The sequence below is a fragment of the Hymenobacter sp. YIM 151500-1 genome (assembly GCF_025979885.1).
Lineage (GTDB): Bacteria > Bacteroidota > Bacteroidia > Cytophagales > Hymenobacteraceae > Hymenobacter.
The window spans coordinates 2089737-2104125 of sequence record NZ_CP110139.1 but is presented as its reverse complement, the minus strand read 5'-3'; the positions used below and the strand labels follow the sequence as shown (position 1 = coordinate 2104125).

Genomic DNA, 14389 nt, shown 5'->3' with positions numbered 1-14389 from the left:
CGGGGCGGCCGGCGAGCGGCCCTGAAGCTGCTCGCCGGCCACCCCAACGCGCCTGCCCCGCGGGAACCAGCCACCCGGTATCCCCGGTCCGGCGCTGCCCGCCCCGCCTTTTCAAAAAGTAGTCAGAAGAAAGGCTCCGTCCGTCATTCATTCACTTACTCATCCATTCACTTACTCATTCACTCACTTACTCATTCACTCATCCACTCATTTCCTATGAAAACACAGCTGAACAACCCTGCCAGCCGGAACACTGGCTTATTGAAGCTGAGCGGACTGCTGCTGAGCGGCCTTATTTTGGCAGCGTGCGAAGGCCAGGGTGACGTCCGCCCCGCGGCCAGCGCCGCGCCGGTTGGCGTGCGCACGGCGGCCACTGTAGTTACCACCGACAGCACCAACATTCTTCCGCTGGGGCATTATCGGGCCGAGCGAATTCTGCCCAATGTTCCTACGCTCGTCATCGTCCGGCCCGACAGCCGCAACGTGAGCACCAACGCCAACACCCCCGAGTTGCTGGCGGCGCTCGACCGGGCCCTGGCCCAGTACAACGCCCTCAACCTGAACATCAAGTTCAGCCGCACCGAGCCGGCCCCGCGCGACCCGCGCGACCGTAGCCCGCAGCCGGCTCCGCCCAAGCGCTACTACGTCACGGTCTACAACTACATTGAGCCGCCCAAGGCCGAGCCGCTGCGCCTGGCGCTGCACAGCTACACCAGCAACCCCACGACCCGGCTGATTTCCGGCAGCGTGTTTCCCTCGGGTGTGAATGGGGGCAGCACCGTGGAAATCGGCCGCTCCATCTATATCAACCTGGCGTACGGCCTGGCTGCCAGCCCCAATGCCCTGACCAACGTGCTGCTCAAGGAGCTAGGCCACGTCATAGGCATCGAAAATACCGACCCCAAGGGCAGCTACCTGCCGGGCACGACGATGATAGGCGTCGATTATTTCTGCGACGACCTGCGCTACACCAAAAAAGACCTCAACGGCAACCCGCTGCTGGTGCCCGGCACCGCCGCGGCCACGCCCGATGTCACGTCGGTATTCTCGCTCTGCGGCCCGGCCTTTGGCACCGCGCCCGCCGCACTCAACGCCACCGACAAGGCAGTGTTGCAGCAGTTGTTTGGCAAACGATAACCGGCCTTCGCGGACCCGCTATTTGGCTTGAGTCTTCTGTACAGACCAGGGTAGTAGAGGCCTACTGGCTCGTAAAGCTGCGTATCCCGAGACGTGCTCCACCGCTCAGCACCGGGGTGCGCAGCCTTGTCGTCTACACTAGCTTTGGTGGACGGCCGCGCCCACACAACATCACAATGTTCACCCGTTTTCCTTTCGCAGCATGAACGTGAGCTACCGTATAGTTTCGGTTCTGGCAGTTGCTTTCCTTAGCCTGTGGGTGCTACCCAGTGGCTTGCAGGCTCAGGCACCAGCCGATGTAGACGATTTTGTTACCATTCCGGCCAGCACAGGCATCGTCACCATCAAGGACACCTCCTACGCCCTGCCCACCAGCGGGCCGGTGCGCTACTACAGCCCCGCCGGCAGCAACGACAACGACGGCCTGACTCCGGCCACGGCCTGGCGCACGCTCACCAACGCGCAAGTGAACAGCACGGCCCTCGTGCCTACGGGTGCCACGCTGGTTTTTGCCACCGGCACTTACCCCGTCGACGAGGTGGGCATCCGCCGGCGCCTCACCCTGCAACCCGCTCCCGGTGCCAAAGCCTGGCTGACCGGCAGCATTCCGGTTACGAACTGGGTGGCCGACAACGGCGACTGGCGCGCCGATAACTGGACTGCAACGTTCCCCAACGACGCCGACCCGCGGACCCGGGACGCGGCCTTCCCGGCTTCCCACCTGCAAGACATGGTATTCGTGAACAACCTGGGGCTGAAGCAAGTGCTTACCCGCGCCGAAGTGCGCGTCGCCACGGCCACCTCGCCCGCCACGTTTTACGTTGACTACGCCACCAAACAGCTGTACATCGGAGCTAACCCCGCCGGCAACCGGGTGGAAGCGGCGGCTTACCACTTCGGCATCAAGGTAGTGTCAGACGCCGCAGCCGGCACGCGCATACGGGGCTTAGGGTTCCGGGGCTACGGCGGCGACTCCGCCTTGCAGGGATGGACGACGGGCTACACTATCGAGAACTGCACGTTTGCGTGGAATGCCTTGGCCGGGATGGTGATTGGCAACACGCCCACCAACGTGCGCGTGCGGGGCAACACCTTCACCGACAACGGACACCAGGGGCTGTCGGTCGGCGGGCCCGACGCTTCGGCGGCCAACTTTGTGATTGAGCGTAACACGTTCCGCTTCAATAACAATGAGCACTTCCGGCGCAACTGGGCGGCCGCCGGCCTCAAGCTGCATCATCTCGACGATGTGATGGTGCGCAACAACTTATTTGAGTTCAACAACTGCATGGGCCTGTGGCTTGACCTGGATGTGGAACGGGTGCAAGTGCTGGCCAACGTGGCCCACCACAATAGTGCCGTCGGCATTTTCTTTGAAGTGTCGCGCGGGGCGTTGCTGGCAGGCAACGTGGCCTATGGTAATTCCGACGGCGTTTACATATCCGGCTCTTCCAACGTGCAGATCTACAACAATACGCTGGTGGGCAACCTCCGTAACCTGCGCATCAAGGACACCAGCCGCGAAAACGACGAAAAAGATGCGGCGGTGCGCGCCGCGCAAGTAGCCCGCGGCCTCGACTACAACACCTACGACATAGACGCCTGGAACAACGTGCTGGCGGACGGCCGCGCCGTGAATGCGTCCGTTCTGAACGGGTGGACCACCTGCCGAACCAAGCCGATGGTACGCACCCTCGACCACAACCTGTATGTGCGTTCCAGCACCCAGACACCAGCAGTACCCACCCTGGTGCAGTGGAACCAGCGAGGCTCGAGCTGCGACTCGGACGCCAGTTTCACGAGTTTGGCCAGCTTCACGGGTCAAACCAATTTTGAGCGTAACGGCCGCCAGCTCGATGGTCAGTCGCTGAGCAACCTGTTCGAGGATTGGAACAGCGGAAATTTCCAGTTTCGCTTGTCGGCCTGCCAGTTACCCCCGGCCCGGCAAAATGTACCGATAGCCGTGCGCACGGCCCTGGGGCTGTTGGCCACCGCCCCGGTGTGGGTCGGCGCGTTTCAAGGCGGAGCGGCTTGCGTAAGTCAGCCCACCGCCGCGCAACCGGCCGCGCTAGCCAGTGCAGTGGCCGTTTATCCCAACCCTGCCACCGAACAGGTAACCCTTGCGTGGATTGCCGCTGCAACTGAGCCCGCACGCATAACGGTGCTAACCGCCCACGGCCAGCCGGTAACGCAACTAGCGCGCACGCTGAAGCTCCGTGACTCCTCACTTACCCTCAACCTGAGTTCACTGGCCGCAGGCGTGTACTTCCTGCATGTGGAGCGTGGCCCCGAGCGCTTGGTGCAGCGCGTAGTGGTTCTTAAGTAGGGCGCCGAATTTATCGGCGGCTTGCGTGCAAGCCATGATATTCGCTTCAGCGTGTCGGTTCAAAACCCGCCCTGCCGCAGCACCGCCTGGTGCTCATGCATCAGCTCTCCTGGGCCCGGCGCTGCTGGCTTACCAGCAGTTGTTGGTGACGCTGTCAGTTGGGTAGCAACAGGAGGCGAGCTTGCAGGGCGCTATATTGGTTCTGGCTGCGGTTCCACAGATTATTGAGCCGGCCCGTGGCATCGTTCAGGTCGAAGACGATTTGCAGAACTGTTCGTTGTCTTGATAACAGTCGGGCGCCATACCCCACTTCCCGGTGACGGCACGCAAAAGCGGGTTGCCGGAAGTTTCTTGCAAACAACTTACGCACCGGTTCTGCAAACTTGGTCAAGCAATACGGCGTCAAAAGCGAATGTTCACGGCACCTGTAGATCAGGTGATAAACCAGAAAATACTAGGGCATGTTTGGGGGCGGAAATGGGGGCAAAGCTCCCGCTCAAGATCGTATCGCTCACCCCCGAGACCGAAACGCAGAACCCTGAAGAAGCGCCTCTGTTGCCAGATGTGCGCCTTTTCAGGGGTTCAGCAGGTGCTAAAATGTACCCAGAGCCGGGGTAGCATCCAGCCTCAAAATTGAGATGCTAACCGTTTGATTGTCTGTGGGTACTGTTCAATTAAATTTGGTGTATGAATCAACAGGTGGCGTAGCAGGGCGCGTAGGGTTCAGGCTTGCCATTTTTCCTGTTTCCGGGCGACATCTACAGCAGCCGCAGTTGCTCACTGGCGCGGCGGCTGATCCGCTCCATCATTTCCTGCAAACGGCCGCGCACGTCGGTAGAGTCACGGGCCATAACTTCCAGAAGCCCGGCTACCCGCTCAATGGCTTCTTCCCGGTTAGCGGGCACCCGCTTGGTCAGCACGCCCCGCACTTCCCAGATTTCCCAGATGGTTTCTTTGACTTATCTCCCGGCATAATTAGTTGTTTCACTCTGCCCTGACTCTCGTAGACTACTGTATCATCCGGCAAATCAGAATGGTGAATGTATATTCTTGTGAACGAGAGGGTATCCAGTACTAATGTGGTGTCTTTTACGAGATGCAGAGCAGGGACTACCACTTTTAAGCGGTGGCTACCGGGCACTACCTGCACCCAATGCCAGTTTGCTACATCCGGTGCCGGGGCCGTTTCACTGAACACATTTCCCAGCGTGGTATCCATGATTTGCACATTATCACAGAATACCTGCACACCTGTGCTTGCCGGTCGCCCATTGTCCCGGCTTAAATTGCGTACGTCAAACGCCACTCGTATACGTGGTTGTGTCCGCTCACAACTTCCTAATAAGCAGCAGGCCAGTACGCTGCAAGCAATTAGGTAGCGCATAAGAGGCAGGCTATTTAATAGGACGAGGAATGGCTGTGCCACGGCCAACACTACTTCGGCGAATAAATTTGCTCTAGTAAATTCTCTCCTAGCTGATAAAGAGAATCAGATTTTGCAACAGTGCTCACGGTAAGCAACTCGCCTCTCATCTTACCCAGGCTGAATGGAGGATGAGTAAAGCAAAAAACGGTTGTAGATGCATCTTTTGTAATGATGCTGTCTTCCTTCGTCAATAACTTTAAAGCATCATAATTCAAGATACATCCCTTGTTCTCTTCAGTGCTTTTGAATTGAGATGCATAGCAATACTTGACAATTGCGTACCCACCATTGTTTGACTTAAATTGAGTTTTTAGAACGCCGCTGGGTGGAATGCGGTAAACACGGAAGTTATTCATGTACTCAGGACCTGATCCATCAGGCTGGTCAAACATAATAACTGCATTGCCTTGAAAATTATCTGGTAGTAAGTACAACGTGTTTTCCGTCTTCTTGGCACAAGCGCACGATAAAGAGCACAAGAAAAATAGAAACATATGCCTATACAGAACAGAATTCATTCGGCAAGAAAGGTAACAGGTAGGATTAATATTATTTCAGAGCGAGATGAGACTACCAGTGAATTGCGGGTGACCACGGAGACGATTGCATCATCTCCTTCATTTCTCGTGCATTGGCACCTTTATCAACCGGGTTTTTATCGAAGAAAGGCCGATTATGCTGCTCAACGTCAACAACGCGCCCGTGTTTGAGCATCCCCATTACGTCCCCGTACCCATTAACAATAATTTGGGCGGACAGCGTAGCCATATTGGCTTTCCGGTCACCAAACAAAGCGAGGAAGGGGCCATTGAACTCCGGATTGTAGCGGGCAGGCGAAACACCCAAAAATATTTTTACCCCGCGTACATCCACGAAACATTCAGCGGCCGGAAATTGGTCACCTTTCATCTGCCCGGCAATGGTCAGTAGATGTGTTCCGTTCCGTAGGTTCTTAGTGGTAATATTCAGCGAGACGTGTACATCAATATCCGGACTCTGATACCGGCCGGCCGGAGTTTCAGCAACGTAAGGCAGCACGGCTTTGTCGTTGCCATACAGGTGAATATCCAAGATAGAGCCACGTCCTGACCCGTCACCCGCAGAGCCACCACTGACATAGGCATCAGAGGCGGCTTCTAAAATATAGCCTCCATAAAGTGCTACGGACCTACTGCCTCTTGGTATAGTGGAATAGCGTTGTGTAGCAACATGGTATATGGTGTTAGCAGCCAGCCGGGATGTTGTTTCTCCGGAAGTGGACGTGCTAAATCCTCTATTGTCTCCTAGCCAGTTATGCAGCGCAAAATACTGCGGGGGCGCAAAGCTGCGCACATAGATTTTGATGCGGAAGTCTCCCCAGTCAGGCCCCGTGGCTTGCGCTCCACTATGCAGCGCCGCCGCGCGCCCACTCGGCGCCGGGGGCGGCGCGGGCCGGCCCTGGTGCAGGGCGGCGGCTCGCCCTGTGGGTTTGCGGGTAGGCTGCTGGTCGCGGCCCTGGTGCAGGGCGGCGGCCCGTCCGTGCGGCCGGCCGGCCGGCGAATCAAATAAGCTCATAGTGCACCGGATAAAACGTGTAGACCGGCAAACGTAGCAAAAATTACGCAGCCCCGCCTACCTCTCGTTTCGGACTGGCTTCTTTCCTAAATCCCATTACCTTAGCGGACTAACCGGCCCGCCGCCCTACTATCTATTACCCTTGCAGTGGCGGATTCCCTGCGTTCTTTCGTGTTTTACCTTCTATAGATGGCCCGACAAATTACCCTCGACGTGCGGTGCGCCGGCCGCTTACTGGCTCCCGGCACCGACTTCTACTCGTTCACCCTCCACCAAAGCCTGTTTGCGCCCCATGCGCTGACGCTGCACGTGCCCTTCGACCATGTGGAGGGGCCGCTGACTAGCTTTCTGATCAAGGCCCCTGAGCAGCTGCTGAGTCAGCCCGTCGAGGTGGTTATCGAGGCCGACGAGGCGTTTTACTTCAACCAGCGCCAGACCCTGCGCTTCAAGGGTTTGGTAGCCGAACTGAGCACGGGCCAGGATTCCGACTACAGTAGCAGCGTGCGGATACAGGCCTACAGCCCCTGCTTTCTGCTTAGCGACGGCTTGCAGAAGCGCACCTTCGTCAACCAGACGCTCACGGCCATCTTCACTGCCGTGCTGCAGCCGTACCCCGGCAACCTGCTGGCCCGCAGCATCAAGCCCACGCACCAGGCCCCGCTGCCCTACGTAGTGCAGTACGAGGAAACCAACTACGCCTTCCTCAGCCGCCTGGCCGCCGAGTACGGCGAATGGTTCTACTACGATGGCACCACGCTACGCCTGGGGGCCCCGGCCAGCAGTGAAGCCCACGACTTCGAGGCCGACGGCGAGTGGAACGGCTTCCACTTCGGCCTGGCCCTGCGCCCCACCCGCGCCGTGCTCTACGACTATGACTACCAGCAGCACCAGCACCACACCGGCAACACGGCCAGTCAGCAGGTGCCCGGCCTGCAGCAGCACCGCTACGGCCAGGTCGTGCTGGACAAAGCCACGCAGCTGTTTCAGCAGCCCATGCACGCTTCGGCTGAAGTGCCCGGCGCGACGTCCGCGCAGCTCAACGACGAAGCCAAAGCCTTCAAAGCCAACCGCGCCGCCGACCTGGTACGCGTGCAGGGCTATAGCGACCAGCCCGCCCTGCAGCTGGGCGGCGTGCTTAGTATCCGGGGAAAGGGCTTCGGCACCCACCAGCAGGCCGGGGAAAGCTTTGGTACCTACCGCATCATCGACATCACGCACCACGTGGACGCGCAGGGTAACTACCGCAACTCGTTCACGGCCATCCCACACGTGGTCGATATACCGCCGGTCAACCCCCATCAGCTGCCGCCGCACGGTACGCCGGAGCTGGCCGAAGTCATCGACGACAACGACCCGCAGAAGCTGGGCCGCCTAAAGGTGCGCTACCACTGGCCCGTCGAGAACAAAAAAGCCGCCGAAACCGACTGGCTGCGCGTGCTCACGCCGTACTCTGGCAATGGTAAGGGCCACCTGATGAAGCCGGAGGTGGGCTCGCAGGTGCTCATCGGCTACCACCAGAACCTGGCCGAGCAGCCCGTGGTGCTGGGCAACCTCTTCCACGCTCAGAACCCGCAAGGAGCCAGCTACTCTCCGACTAATAATGGGTTGAAAGGCATTCAGACCGCCGGCGGCAACAAGTTCGTCATGCTGGATACAGCCGGCGCCCAGTCCATCCTGATTTCCAACTCCAATAAGAAGGATACGGCTATACTGATAAGCTTCCAAGGTGACGGCAGCATTGACATCAAAACCAACGGGCCGATCAATCTGACGGCGGGAAAAGACATTACGCTGCAGTCGGCGAAAAACATTACGCTGCAGGCCGATGAAAGCATCAGCCTGATAGCCAAGAAGAAGGTCAGCGTACAGGCCTTGGAGGAAGACGTTGCCTTGCGGGCACAGAAGGAAATGCTACTTACGGCGGTAAGTGGCGACTTAACCCTGGAAGCCGCAGCAAAGAAGACGATGGTGAAAGCCGCGAATAATGTGGAGGTAACCGCAACCGGCTTGGTAAAGCTCAACGGCTCGGACGTAAAGCTTAACGGCTAAACGCGGTAGTCCCACTTTGCCATAGAGTTATCAGCCTGATTTCCTCTTTTCCAATGAGCGACTTTCGTCTCGCAGGTCCACCTTTGGGGTCGTCGGCAGCAAGTTCGGCGCTGCCGGTTGGCATTGGAGTAGCTCAGCAAGCCGGGAGCAGCCGCACGGTGGAGCGGCTGGCAAACCACGGACTGTTCCACTTGCCGGTCCGGTTGGAGTTGTGTCCGCCGCCGCATCCGCTGGCCTACGAAGTGACGACCCGGTGGGAAGAACGTCGGTATGGGGAGGTAACACGTTCCGTCATCAGCAAACGCCTCACGCTGACAGGGACTTACCACGGCGCCCGGTTGCTGCTGTCTTGGACCACAGCCCCGCCCACGCTGCGCAAACCCGACCTGCTGCCGCTAGAGGAAGTAATGCTGCTGCTGGCAGGCATCTACCGCCAGCTGGTTATCGAAACGTCGTCGGCAGGCCAGCGCCTGGCGGTAGCCAACCATGCCGAAATTATAGCAACTTGGGCCGACATCAAGCAAGAGCTGCTTGCCCGCTACGGCGAAGCCGACGCGCTGACAGCCTCCTTGCGGGCTGCGGTGGAGGCGCAGGTGCAGGACCCCGCCCGGCTGCTGGACTCCTTGCACCATGACTACAGCTATTCGCTGCTGGTAGCCAACCTGTATCAGCGGCGGTTTGAAAGCGGATTTGGCTACACGCAGGCCCGAGCCTTCCCGCATTTTCTGGCTGATACTGCCGTATGTTTCCATGAGCAGGTAACGTTGGGCGAGCCCACGGTGCCGGGCCGGGCCACGCTGCACCTGCGCGGCCGACTCGATGAAGACCGCACCGACCGGGCGGCCGTGGCCCGGCAGGTGGCGGCGCTGCTGGCCTTGTCGCCCAACCCGGCGCCTGCTGGCCCGCCCGACCCGGCCACGCTTACGTTCGCCTACCACGCTACCTACGACCTGGACCTGGCCACCGGCTGGCCGGTAGCTGTGGCGGCCACCGTGACGTGCCAGAGCCCGACAGGCTATACCAAAGAATACGACTTAACCGTGCAGCAGCTATGAGCCAGACCGGACAAGAATACGTGTGCAACGGGGCCCTGTGCCGCTGCGACAAAGGCTCACTGCCCAGCCAGTTGAAAGTACTTACCAACCCTACGGTGTATGTGCAGGGCAAACTCATGGCCACTACGCTCGACAAGGTATTTATGCCTTTCGGCACCTGCATCGTCAAGAACAACACGCCCTGCGTGCCGATGCTGCTCATGTGGGAAAAGTATTTCGACAAGGTGAGTCTGATGACTCCGGCTCAGCACCCGCTGCTGGAGAAGAGCACCATCCGCTGCGCCATCGGCGGGCAGGTGAGTGTGATGAGCACGCTGCAAATCAAGGTGCCAGGTTTGCCGCCGCCCGCTCAGGTGGAGGGCGTGCGCACGGCCAGCATGAGCCTGTGCCCGCTGCTGCTCAACGAACAACCTACGCCTAATCCTTCCTAAGCATGGGAACCGTTTTCAACAGCCTGCTGGACGGGCCGCCTTCGGGCATTGGCAAAGTGGTAGTGGGCGAAGAGCCCGAAACCGACGACCGGGAGCCAGTCAGGATGCGGGCGGCCGTGTTCTTCGACGGCACGCAGAACAACCGCACCAACATCGAGACCCGGCTGGCTAACGCGACGGCCACGGTAATCACCGTTAATGGCCGGCAGTTGGAGAGGACGGGCAGCTTTATGTCGTTCTACTCCAACGTAGCCATCATGCAGTACATGCACAAGATTGAGGACAAGACGTTAGAGGTATCAATCTATGTGGAGGGCATTGGCACGATTGACAACGACAACGATGACAACGACGGTCTGCGCTGGGGGGCCGGCCCAACGGGGGTGCCCGCCAAGGTGACTAGAGGTATTACCTTGCTGGCTGAGCAAATCAACGAGATTTTACAGGATAGCAAAAAGCGGCTAGAGGCACTGACCGTGGATGCGTTTGGTTTCAGCCGGGGCGCGGCGGCGGCGCGGCACTTCGTCTCGCGCCGCTCGGGCGAGTTCTTTGCCGACCTGACCAACCTAAGTGCCACGCTGGCCCTGCCGGTAGAGGCTATCACCATCAACTTCGTGGGTTTGTACGACACGGTGTCCTCCTATGGGGGGCAGGCCCGGCTGGGCACGGTGGGCCAGGTCTGGAACAACGTTGTGCTCGACTCGTTTAGTGATGACGTGGACGAGCTGCGCCTAGCCTTGCGCGGCGTGCCCAAGCGCGTGGTGCAGCTGGGCGCGGCCGAGGAATACCGCAAAAGCTTCGCCCGTACCAGCATCACCACCTCCCGCGAGGCCGGCGTGGGTTTCGAGTGCCTGCTGCCCGGCGTGCACTCCGACATTGGCGGCAGCTACCTGAAAGAAGAGGTGGAAGTGCGGGCAGTGGACGCCTACGAGCGGCAGCGCCTGATTGACGAGGGCTGGTACCTACCCGCGCAGGTGCCGCTGCTCACTGGGCTTGGGGCCCGGATGGGCATCCGCACGCGCATGACGGGCACCCGCACAGTCAAGCACGACTACCAGTTTATCCCGCTCTCGATCATGATGCAGCTAGCCCAGAAGTTTGAGGTAACATTCAAGTCATTTGAAGACCCAAAATTTGCGGACTACCGGGTGCCGGAAAAGCTAAATTATTTGAGCACTTACATGCATCAAGAGGTGTTGCGCTGCCATGACACGAAGCTGGGCCAGGAAGTCCGGCTGGAGCTGACGGAGCCCTACCATTGGGTGCGCAACGAGTACCTGCACCGCTCCGCCCACAAGGGCCTGACGACAGACGGCATCGCCTTTGCCGGCCGGGAGAAAAATGGTCTCCCGGACCGGGAAATCATATATGACGACGGCCGCCGGCCCTGATGCCTACTTTTACGCAACCCTGCCCTATGCTTTTGCTGCCCACCTGGCTGTTGCGCCTGGCGCTGCTGGCCCCGCTGGCCTGCGGGCCGGCAGCCAGCCCCCCAACCACTCCAACCACCCCCGCTATGCCCGCTGATGCTGCCGAAGAAAAATTCCGCCTCTACACCGGCCCGTGCGCGGCCAAGGGCTACCCGATGACCATCCAGTTCGGGGCCTTCGTGCGGCCCGACGGCAAAACCCTGCCCGTGCCCGCAGGACACACGTTGGAGGGTAGCTGGGGCCGGTCCAACTACGCGCAGGTGGTGGGCGACGAGTTTCAGCCCGTGCCGTTGAGCCTGGAAATCCTGTACTTCTCGTATCTGGAGGACACGTTCTACGAGGGCACGTTTGCCTTGCCCCATGAGCGGCTGCGCCAGCTGCTGCGCACCGGCTTCTGGGGCCAGCGTGAGCGGCAGCAGCTCACCTACAACCAATTAATGGTGTGTGTACTGCCCAAGGGGATGGTGGTGGTGTGGCTTAGCGGGCCGGGGCGGAGGGTACTGGTGGGACGCTACCAGGGTATGGCGTCTGCCGTGGACTTCCGCCGCTTCTACGCCAAGGCCGACCGGGCTGAGATGTTTCGCTATACATTAGCTGAGGCCCCGCCCGCCGTGCAGGCGCAGGTGCGGGGCGGTACGCTGAGCACGAAGCAGTGGGACGAGTACCTGAAAACTTATTCCTGGCAAGTGGCCTTCTCCCAGCCGCTGCGGCTGACTACCTACCAGGTCAACTTCCTGTCGGGCGAGTACGTTGGCGAGCCCGAAACGCAGGACCTGGCCCCCTACCTGCGGGAGCTGCTCACGCCCCAGGCCCGGCCCGTGCCCCAGAAGCTCTGGCTGTATGTTACCGACGAGGCCGGGCATAAGTATTCACTGAAGGTTGACCCTATGGACGAGTCCGAAACGCAGGCCGCGTTCCAACAGCTGCACAAAGCCCACCCCGCCGCGTCGATTACGCTGCATGTCGAGACGGACAAGTACGTCAAGGCCGCCACGCTCGTGCTCGAAAGCGGCGGCCAGCGCATCCCGCTCACCAAAAGTCCAGTGCGCATCACCGCCCTCAACTGACGTCGTGCTTTCTGCCCGTCTCGCTCTGCTCACGCGCTTGGCCCTGCTGCTGGCCGGCCTCTGGCCCGCCGGGGCCCGCGCCCAGCGCAAAGCCCGCCTGCCCGCTTACCAGACCAACAAGTTCCGCCTTTCGACCGGCCCCTGCGCGGCCAAAGGCTACCCGATGACGATTCAGTTCGGGGCCTTCGTGCGCCCCGACGGCAAGACCCTGCCCGTGCCCGCGGGCCACACGCTGGAGGGCAGTTGGGGCCGGTCCAACTACGCGCAGGTGGTGGGCGACGAGTTCCAGCCCGTGCCCGAGAGTTTGGAGATTCTCTACTTCTCCTACCTAGAAGATAAATTCTACGAGGGCCAGTTCCCCCTGCCCCATGAGCGCCTGCGCCAGCTGCTGCGCACTGGCTTCTTCGACCACCGTAAACAGCAACAACTGACGTATAACGAGTTGACGGTGTGTGTGCTGCCCAAGGGCGCGGTGGTGGTGTGGCTCGTCGGGGCAGGCCGACAGGTGCTAGTGGGGCGCTATCAGGGCACGGAGTCTGCCGTGGACTTCCGCCGCTTCTATGCCAAGAGTGACCGGGCCGAGATGCTACGCCAGAAGCTGGCCGCCGCCCCGCCCGCAATCCGGGCGCAGGCGCAGGCCGGCACGCTCAGCGCGAAGCAATGGGACGACTACCTGAAAACTTACTCCTGGCAGGTGGCCTTCTCTCCGCCGCTAACACTGACCTACCATCGGGCTAACTTCCTCTCGGGCGAATATATTGCCGAGCCCGAAACGCGCGACATGGCGCCCTACTTGCAAGCCTTGCTCATTCCCCAGCCCCGCCCTGTGCCAGCAAAGTTCTCGCTTTATGTCACCGATGAGGCCGGCCACAAGCACTTGCTCAAGACGGACTTCGATGAAGCTGAAACCCAGGGCGCGTTCCAGCAGCTGCACCAAGCCCACCTTGCCGGACCCATTACGCTGCATGTCGAGACGGACAAGTACGTCAAAGCCGCCACGCTCGTGCTCGAAAGCGACGGCCAGCGCATCCCGCTCACCAAAAGTCCGGTGCGCATCACCGCCCTCAAGTAACTACCCGCCCTGACCGCTGATGCATTTGGTTTCAGTCGGGGCGCGGCGGCGGCGCGGCATTTCGTGGCCCGCGAGAGTCTCTACCAGGGCGGAGCCAGCACCATCTGTCAGGCCCTGGGGCTGCGCGACCCGGCCGTGGTCAAATTCCGCTTCGTGGGCCTCTTCGGTACCGTTTCCTCATACAACAGCGGCCTGCTGGAGCTGCACCACGAGTTCGAGGGCCGCCGGCGCCCGCTTAATTAGATGGAAATAAGTGTGGCTGGTGACGTACCTGCCCGGCCATCCGCGCCAAATCCGCTTCGACGCCAAAGCCGGCCAGTTCAACATCGGCGGCACCGTACCGCTGGGCAACACGCTCAGTTTCATTCCGCTGGCCTGGCGCGTCTTCCAGGACAATATTCTGAACATGGGCCGCAAGCTCTGGGCTGAGTTGTTCTTCGCCGACACCCAGGGCGCCATCTGCGCCGTGCTCTTCCACGGCTACTCGGTCGAAAACCTCTACCACCTGATTGAGCCCCTGTTATACGACGAATTGACCCTAGCCGACATCGTGGTAAAGGTGCAGGCTGAGAAGAAGGAGACGACCAAGGACGGCAAAAAGGCCACCTACTTCATTGCCAGCTTCAGCTACGAGGCGGCCGACCCGCAGGAGGTAGCCGCCCGCCACGACTTCACCCGCGACTTCCCCATCTGGCGCCAGGAAACCTACTCGGCCACGGCCGACGTGCGCCTCAGCCACGGCTACACGTCCCCGGCGGAAGAAGCGGCCCCGGAAGAAGTCGAAGAAACCGAGCTGGCTCAACAAGCGGCCTAACATCCCGGCCCCCGCGCCACGCTGCGCG

The 14389-nt window shown here is 60.3% G+C and carries 13 protein-coding genes; 10 read left to right on the top strand and 3 right to left on the bottom strand.

Features of this window, described 5'->3' with window-relative positions; genetic code table 11:
- Positions 1 to 216 precede the first annotated feature (216 nt).
- Both OIS53_RS08840 and OIS53_RS08835 read left to right on the top strand, forming a co-directional pair.
- Positions 217 to 1137, top strand: a complete 921-nt coding sequence (locus OIS53_RS08840) for a zinc metalloprotease (RefSeq protein ID WP_264682036.1) — start codon at positions 217 to 219, stop codon at positions 1135 to 1137.
- 208 nt (positions 1138 to 1345) lie between these two features.
- Positions 1346 to 3463 carry a right-handed parallel beta-helix repeat-containing protein gene (locus tag OIS53_RS08835; protein ID WP_264682035.1) on the top strand — a complete coding sequence of 706 codons (2118 nt, stop codon included), beginning with the start codon at positions 1346 to 1348 and terminating at the stop codon, positions 3461 to 3463.
- Positions 3464 to 4221: 758 nt separating this feature from the next.
- Here the strand turns inward: OIS53_RS08835 and OIS53_RS08830 are convergent.
- From OIS53_RS08830 to OIS53_RS08820, 3 genes are all read right to left on the bottom strand, one after another.
- Entirely contained in the window at positions 4222 to 4383 is a 162-nt protein-coding gene (locus OIS53_RS08830; RefSeq protein WP_264682034.1) for a hypothetical protein, read from the bottom strand.
- 514 nt (positions 4384 to 4897) lie between these two features.
- Positions 4898 to 5407, bottom strand: coding sequence for a DUF6843 domain-containing protein (locus tag OIS53_RS08825; protein WP_264682033.1), 510 nt, complete (start codon positions 5405 to 5407; stop codon positions 4898 to 4900).
- 52 nt (positions 5408 to 5459) lie between these two features.
- Positions 5460 to 6443: a hypothetical protein gene (locus tag OIS53_RS08820; protein WP_264682032.1), complete on the bottom strand. Its 984-nt coding sequence runs from the start codon at positions 6441 to 6443 to the stop codon at positions 5460 to 5462.
- Positions 6444 to 6632: 189 nt separating this feature from the next.
- On the opposite strand from OIS53_RS08820, the gene OIS53_RS08815 reads away from it, so the two are divergent.
- The 8 genes from OIS53_RS08815 to OIS53_RS08780 all read left to right on the top strand — a co-directional run bounded on the left by OIS53_RS08815 (position 6633) and on the right by OIS53_RS08780 (position 14361).
- On the top strand, positions 6633 to 8492 hold the full coding sequence (locus tag OIS53_RS08815) for a type VI secretion system Vgr family protein (RefSeq protein WP_264682031.1): 1860 nt from the start codon (positions 6633 to 6635) through the stop codon (positions 8490 to 8492).
- 338 nt (positions 8493 to 8830) lie between these two features.
- The gene (locus tag OIS53_RS08810) at positions 8831 to 9547 is read left to right on the top strand and encodes a hypothetical protein (protein WP_264682030.1); all 717 of its coding nucleotides are present in this window, start codon (positions 8831 to 8833) and stop codon (positions 9545 to 9547) included.
- A complete protein-coding gene (locus tag OIS53_RS08805) occupies positions 9544 to 9978 on the top strand; it encodes a DUF4280 domain-containing protein (RefSeq protein ID WP_264682029.1) in 435 nt (144 codons plus the stop codon). The genes OIS53_RS08810 and OIS53_RS08805 overlap by 4 nt, the downstream gene beginning before the upstream one ends.
- 2 nt (positions 9979 to 9980) lie before the next feature.
- The gene (locus OIS53_RS08800) at positions 9981 to 11369 is read left to right on the top strand and encodes a DUF2235 domain-containing protein (RefSeq protein ID WP_264682028.1); all 1389 of its coding nucleotides are present in this window, start codon (positions 9981 to 9983) and stop codon (positions 11367 to 11369) included.
- A 26-nt stretch (positions 11370 to 11395) separates the two neighbouring features.
- Entirely contained in the window at positions 11396 to 12475 is a 1080-nt protein-coding gene (locus OIS53_RS08795; RefSeq protein WP_264682027.1) for a DUF2931 family protein, read from the top strand.
- 4 nt (positions 12476 to 12479) lie between these two features.
- Positions 12480 to 13547, top strand: a complete 1068-nt coding sequence (locus OIS53_RS08790) for a DUF2931 family protein (RefSeq protein WP_264682026.1) — start codon at positions 12480 to 12482, stop codon at positions 13545 to 13547.
- 63 nt (positions 13548 to 13610) lie between these two features.
- Positions 13611 to 13790: a hypothetical protein gene (locus OIS53_RS08785; RefSeq protein WP_264682025.1), complete on the top strand. Its 180-nt coding sequence runs from the start codon at positions 13611 to 13613 to the stop codon at positions 13788 to 13790.
- A gap of 19 nt (positions 13791 to 13809) precedes the next feature.
- Positions 13810 to 14361: a hypothetical protein gene (locus OIS53_RS08780; protein ID WP_264682024.1), complete on the top strand. Its 552-nt coding sequence runs from the start codon at positions 13810 to 13812 to the stop codon at positions 14359 to 14361.
- Positions 14362 to 14389 lie beyond the last annotated feature (28 nt).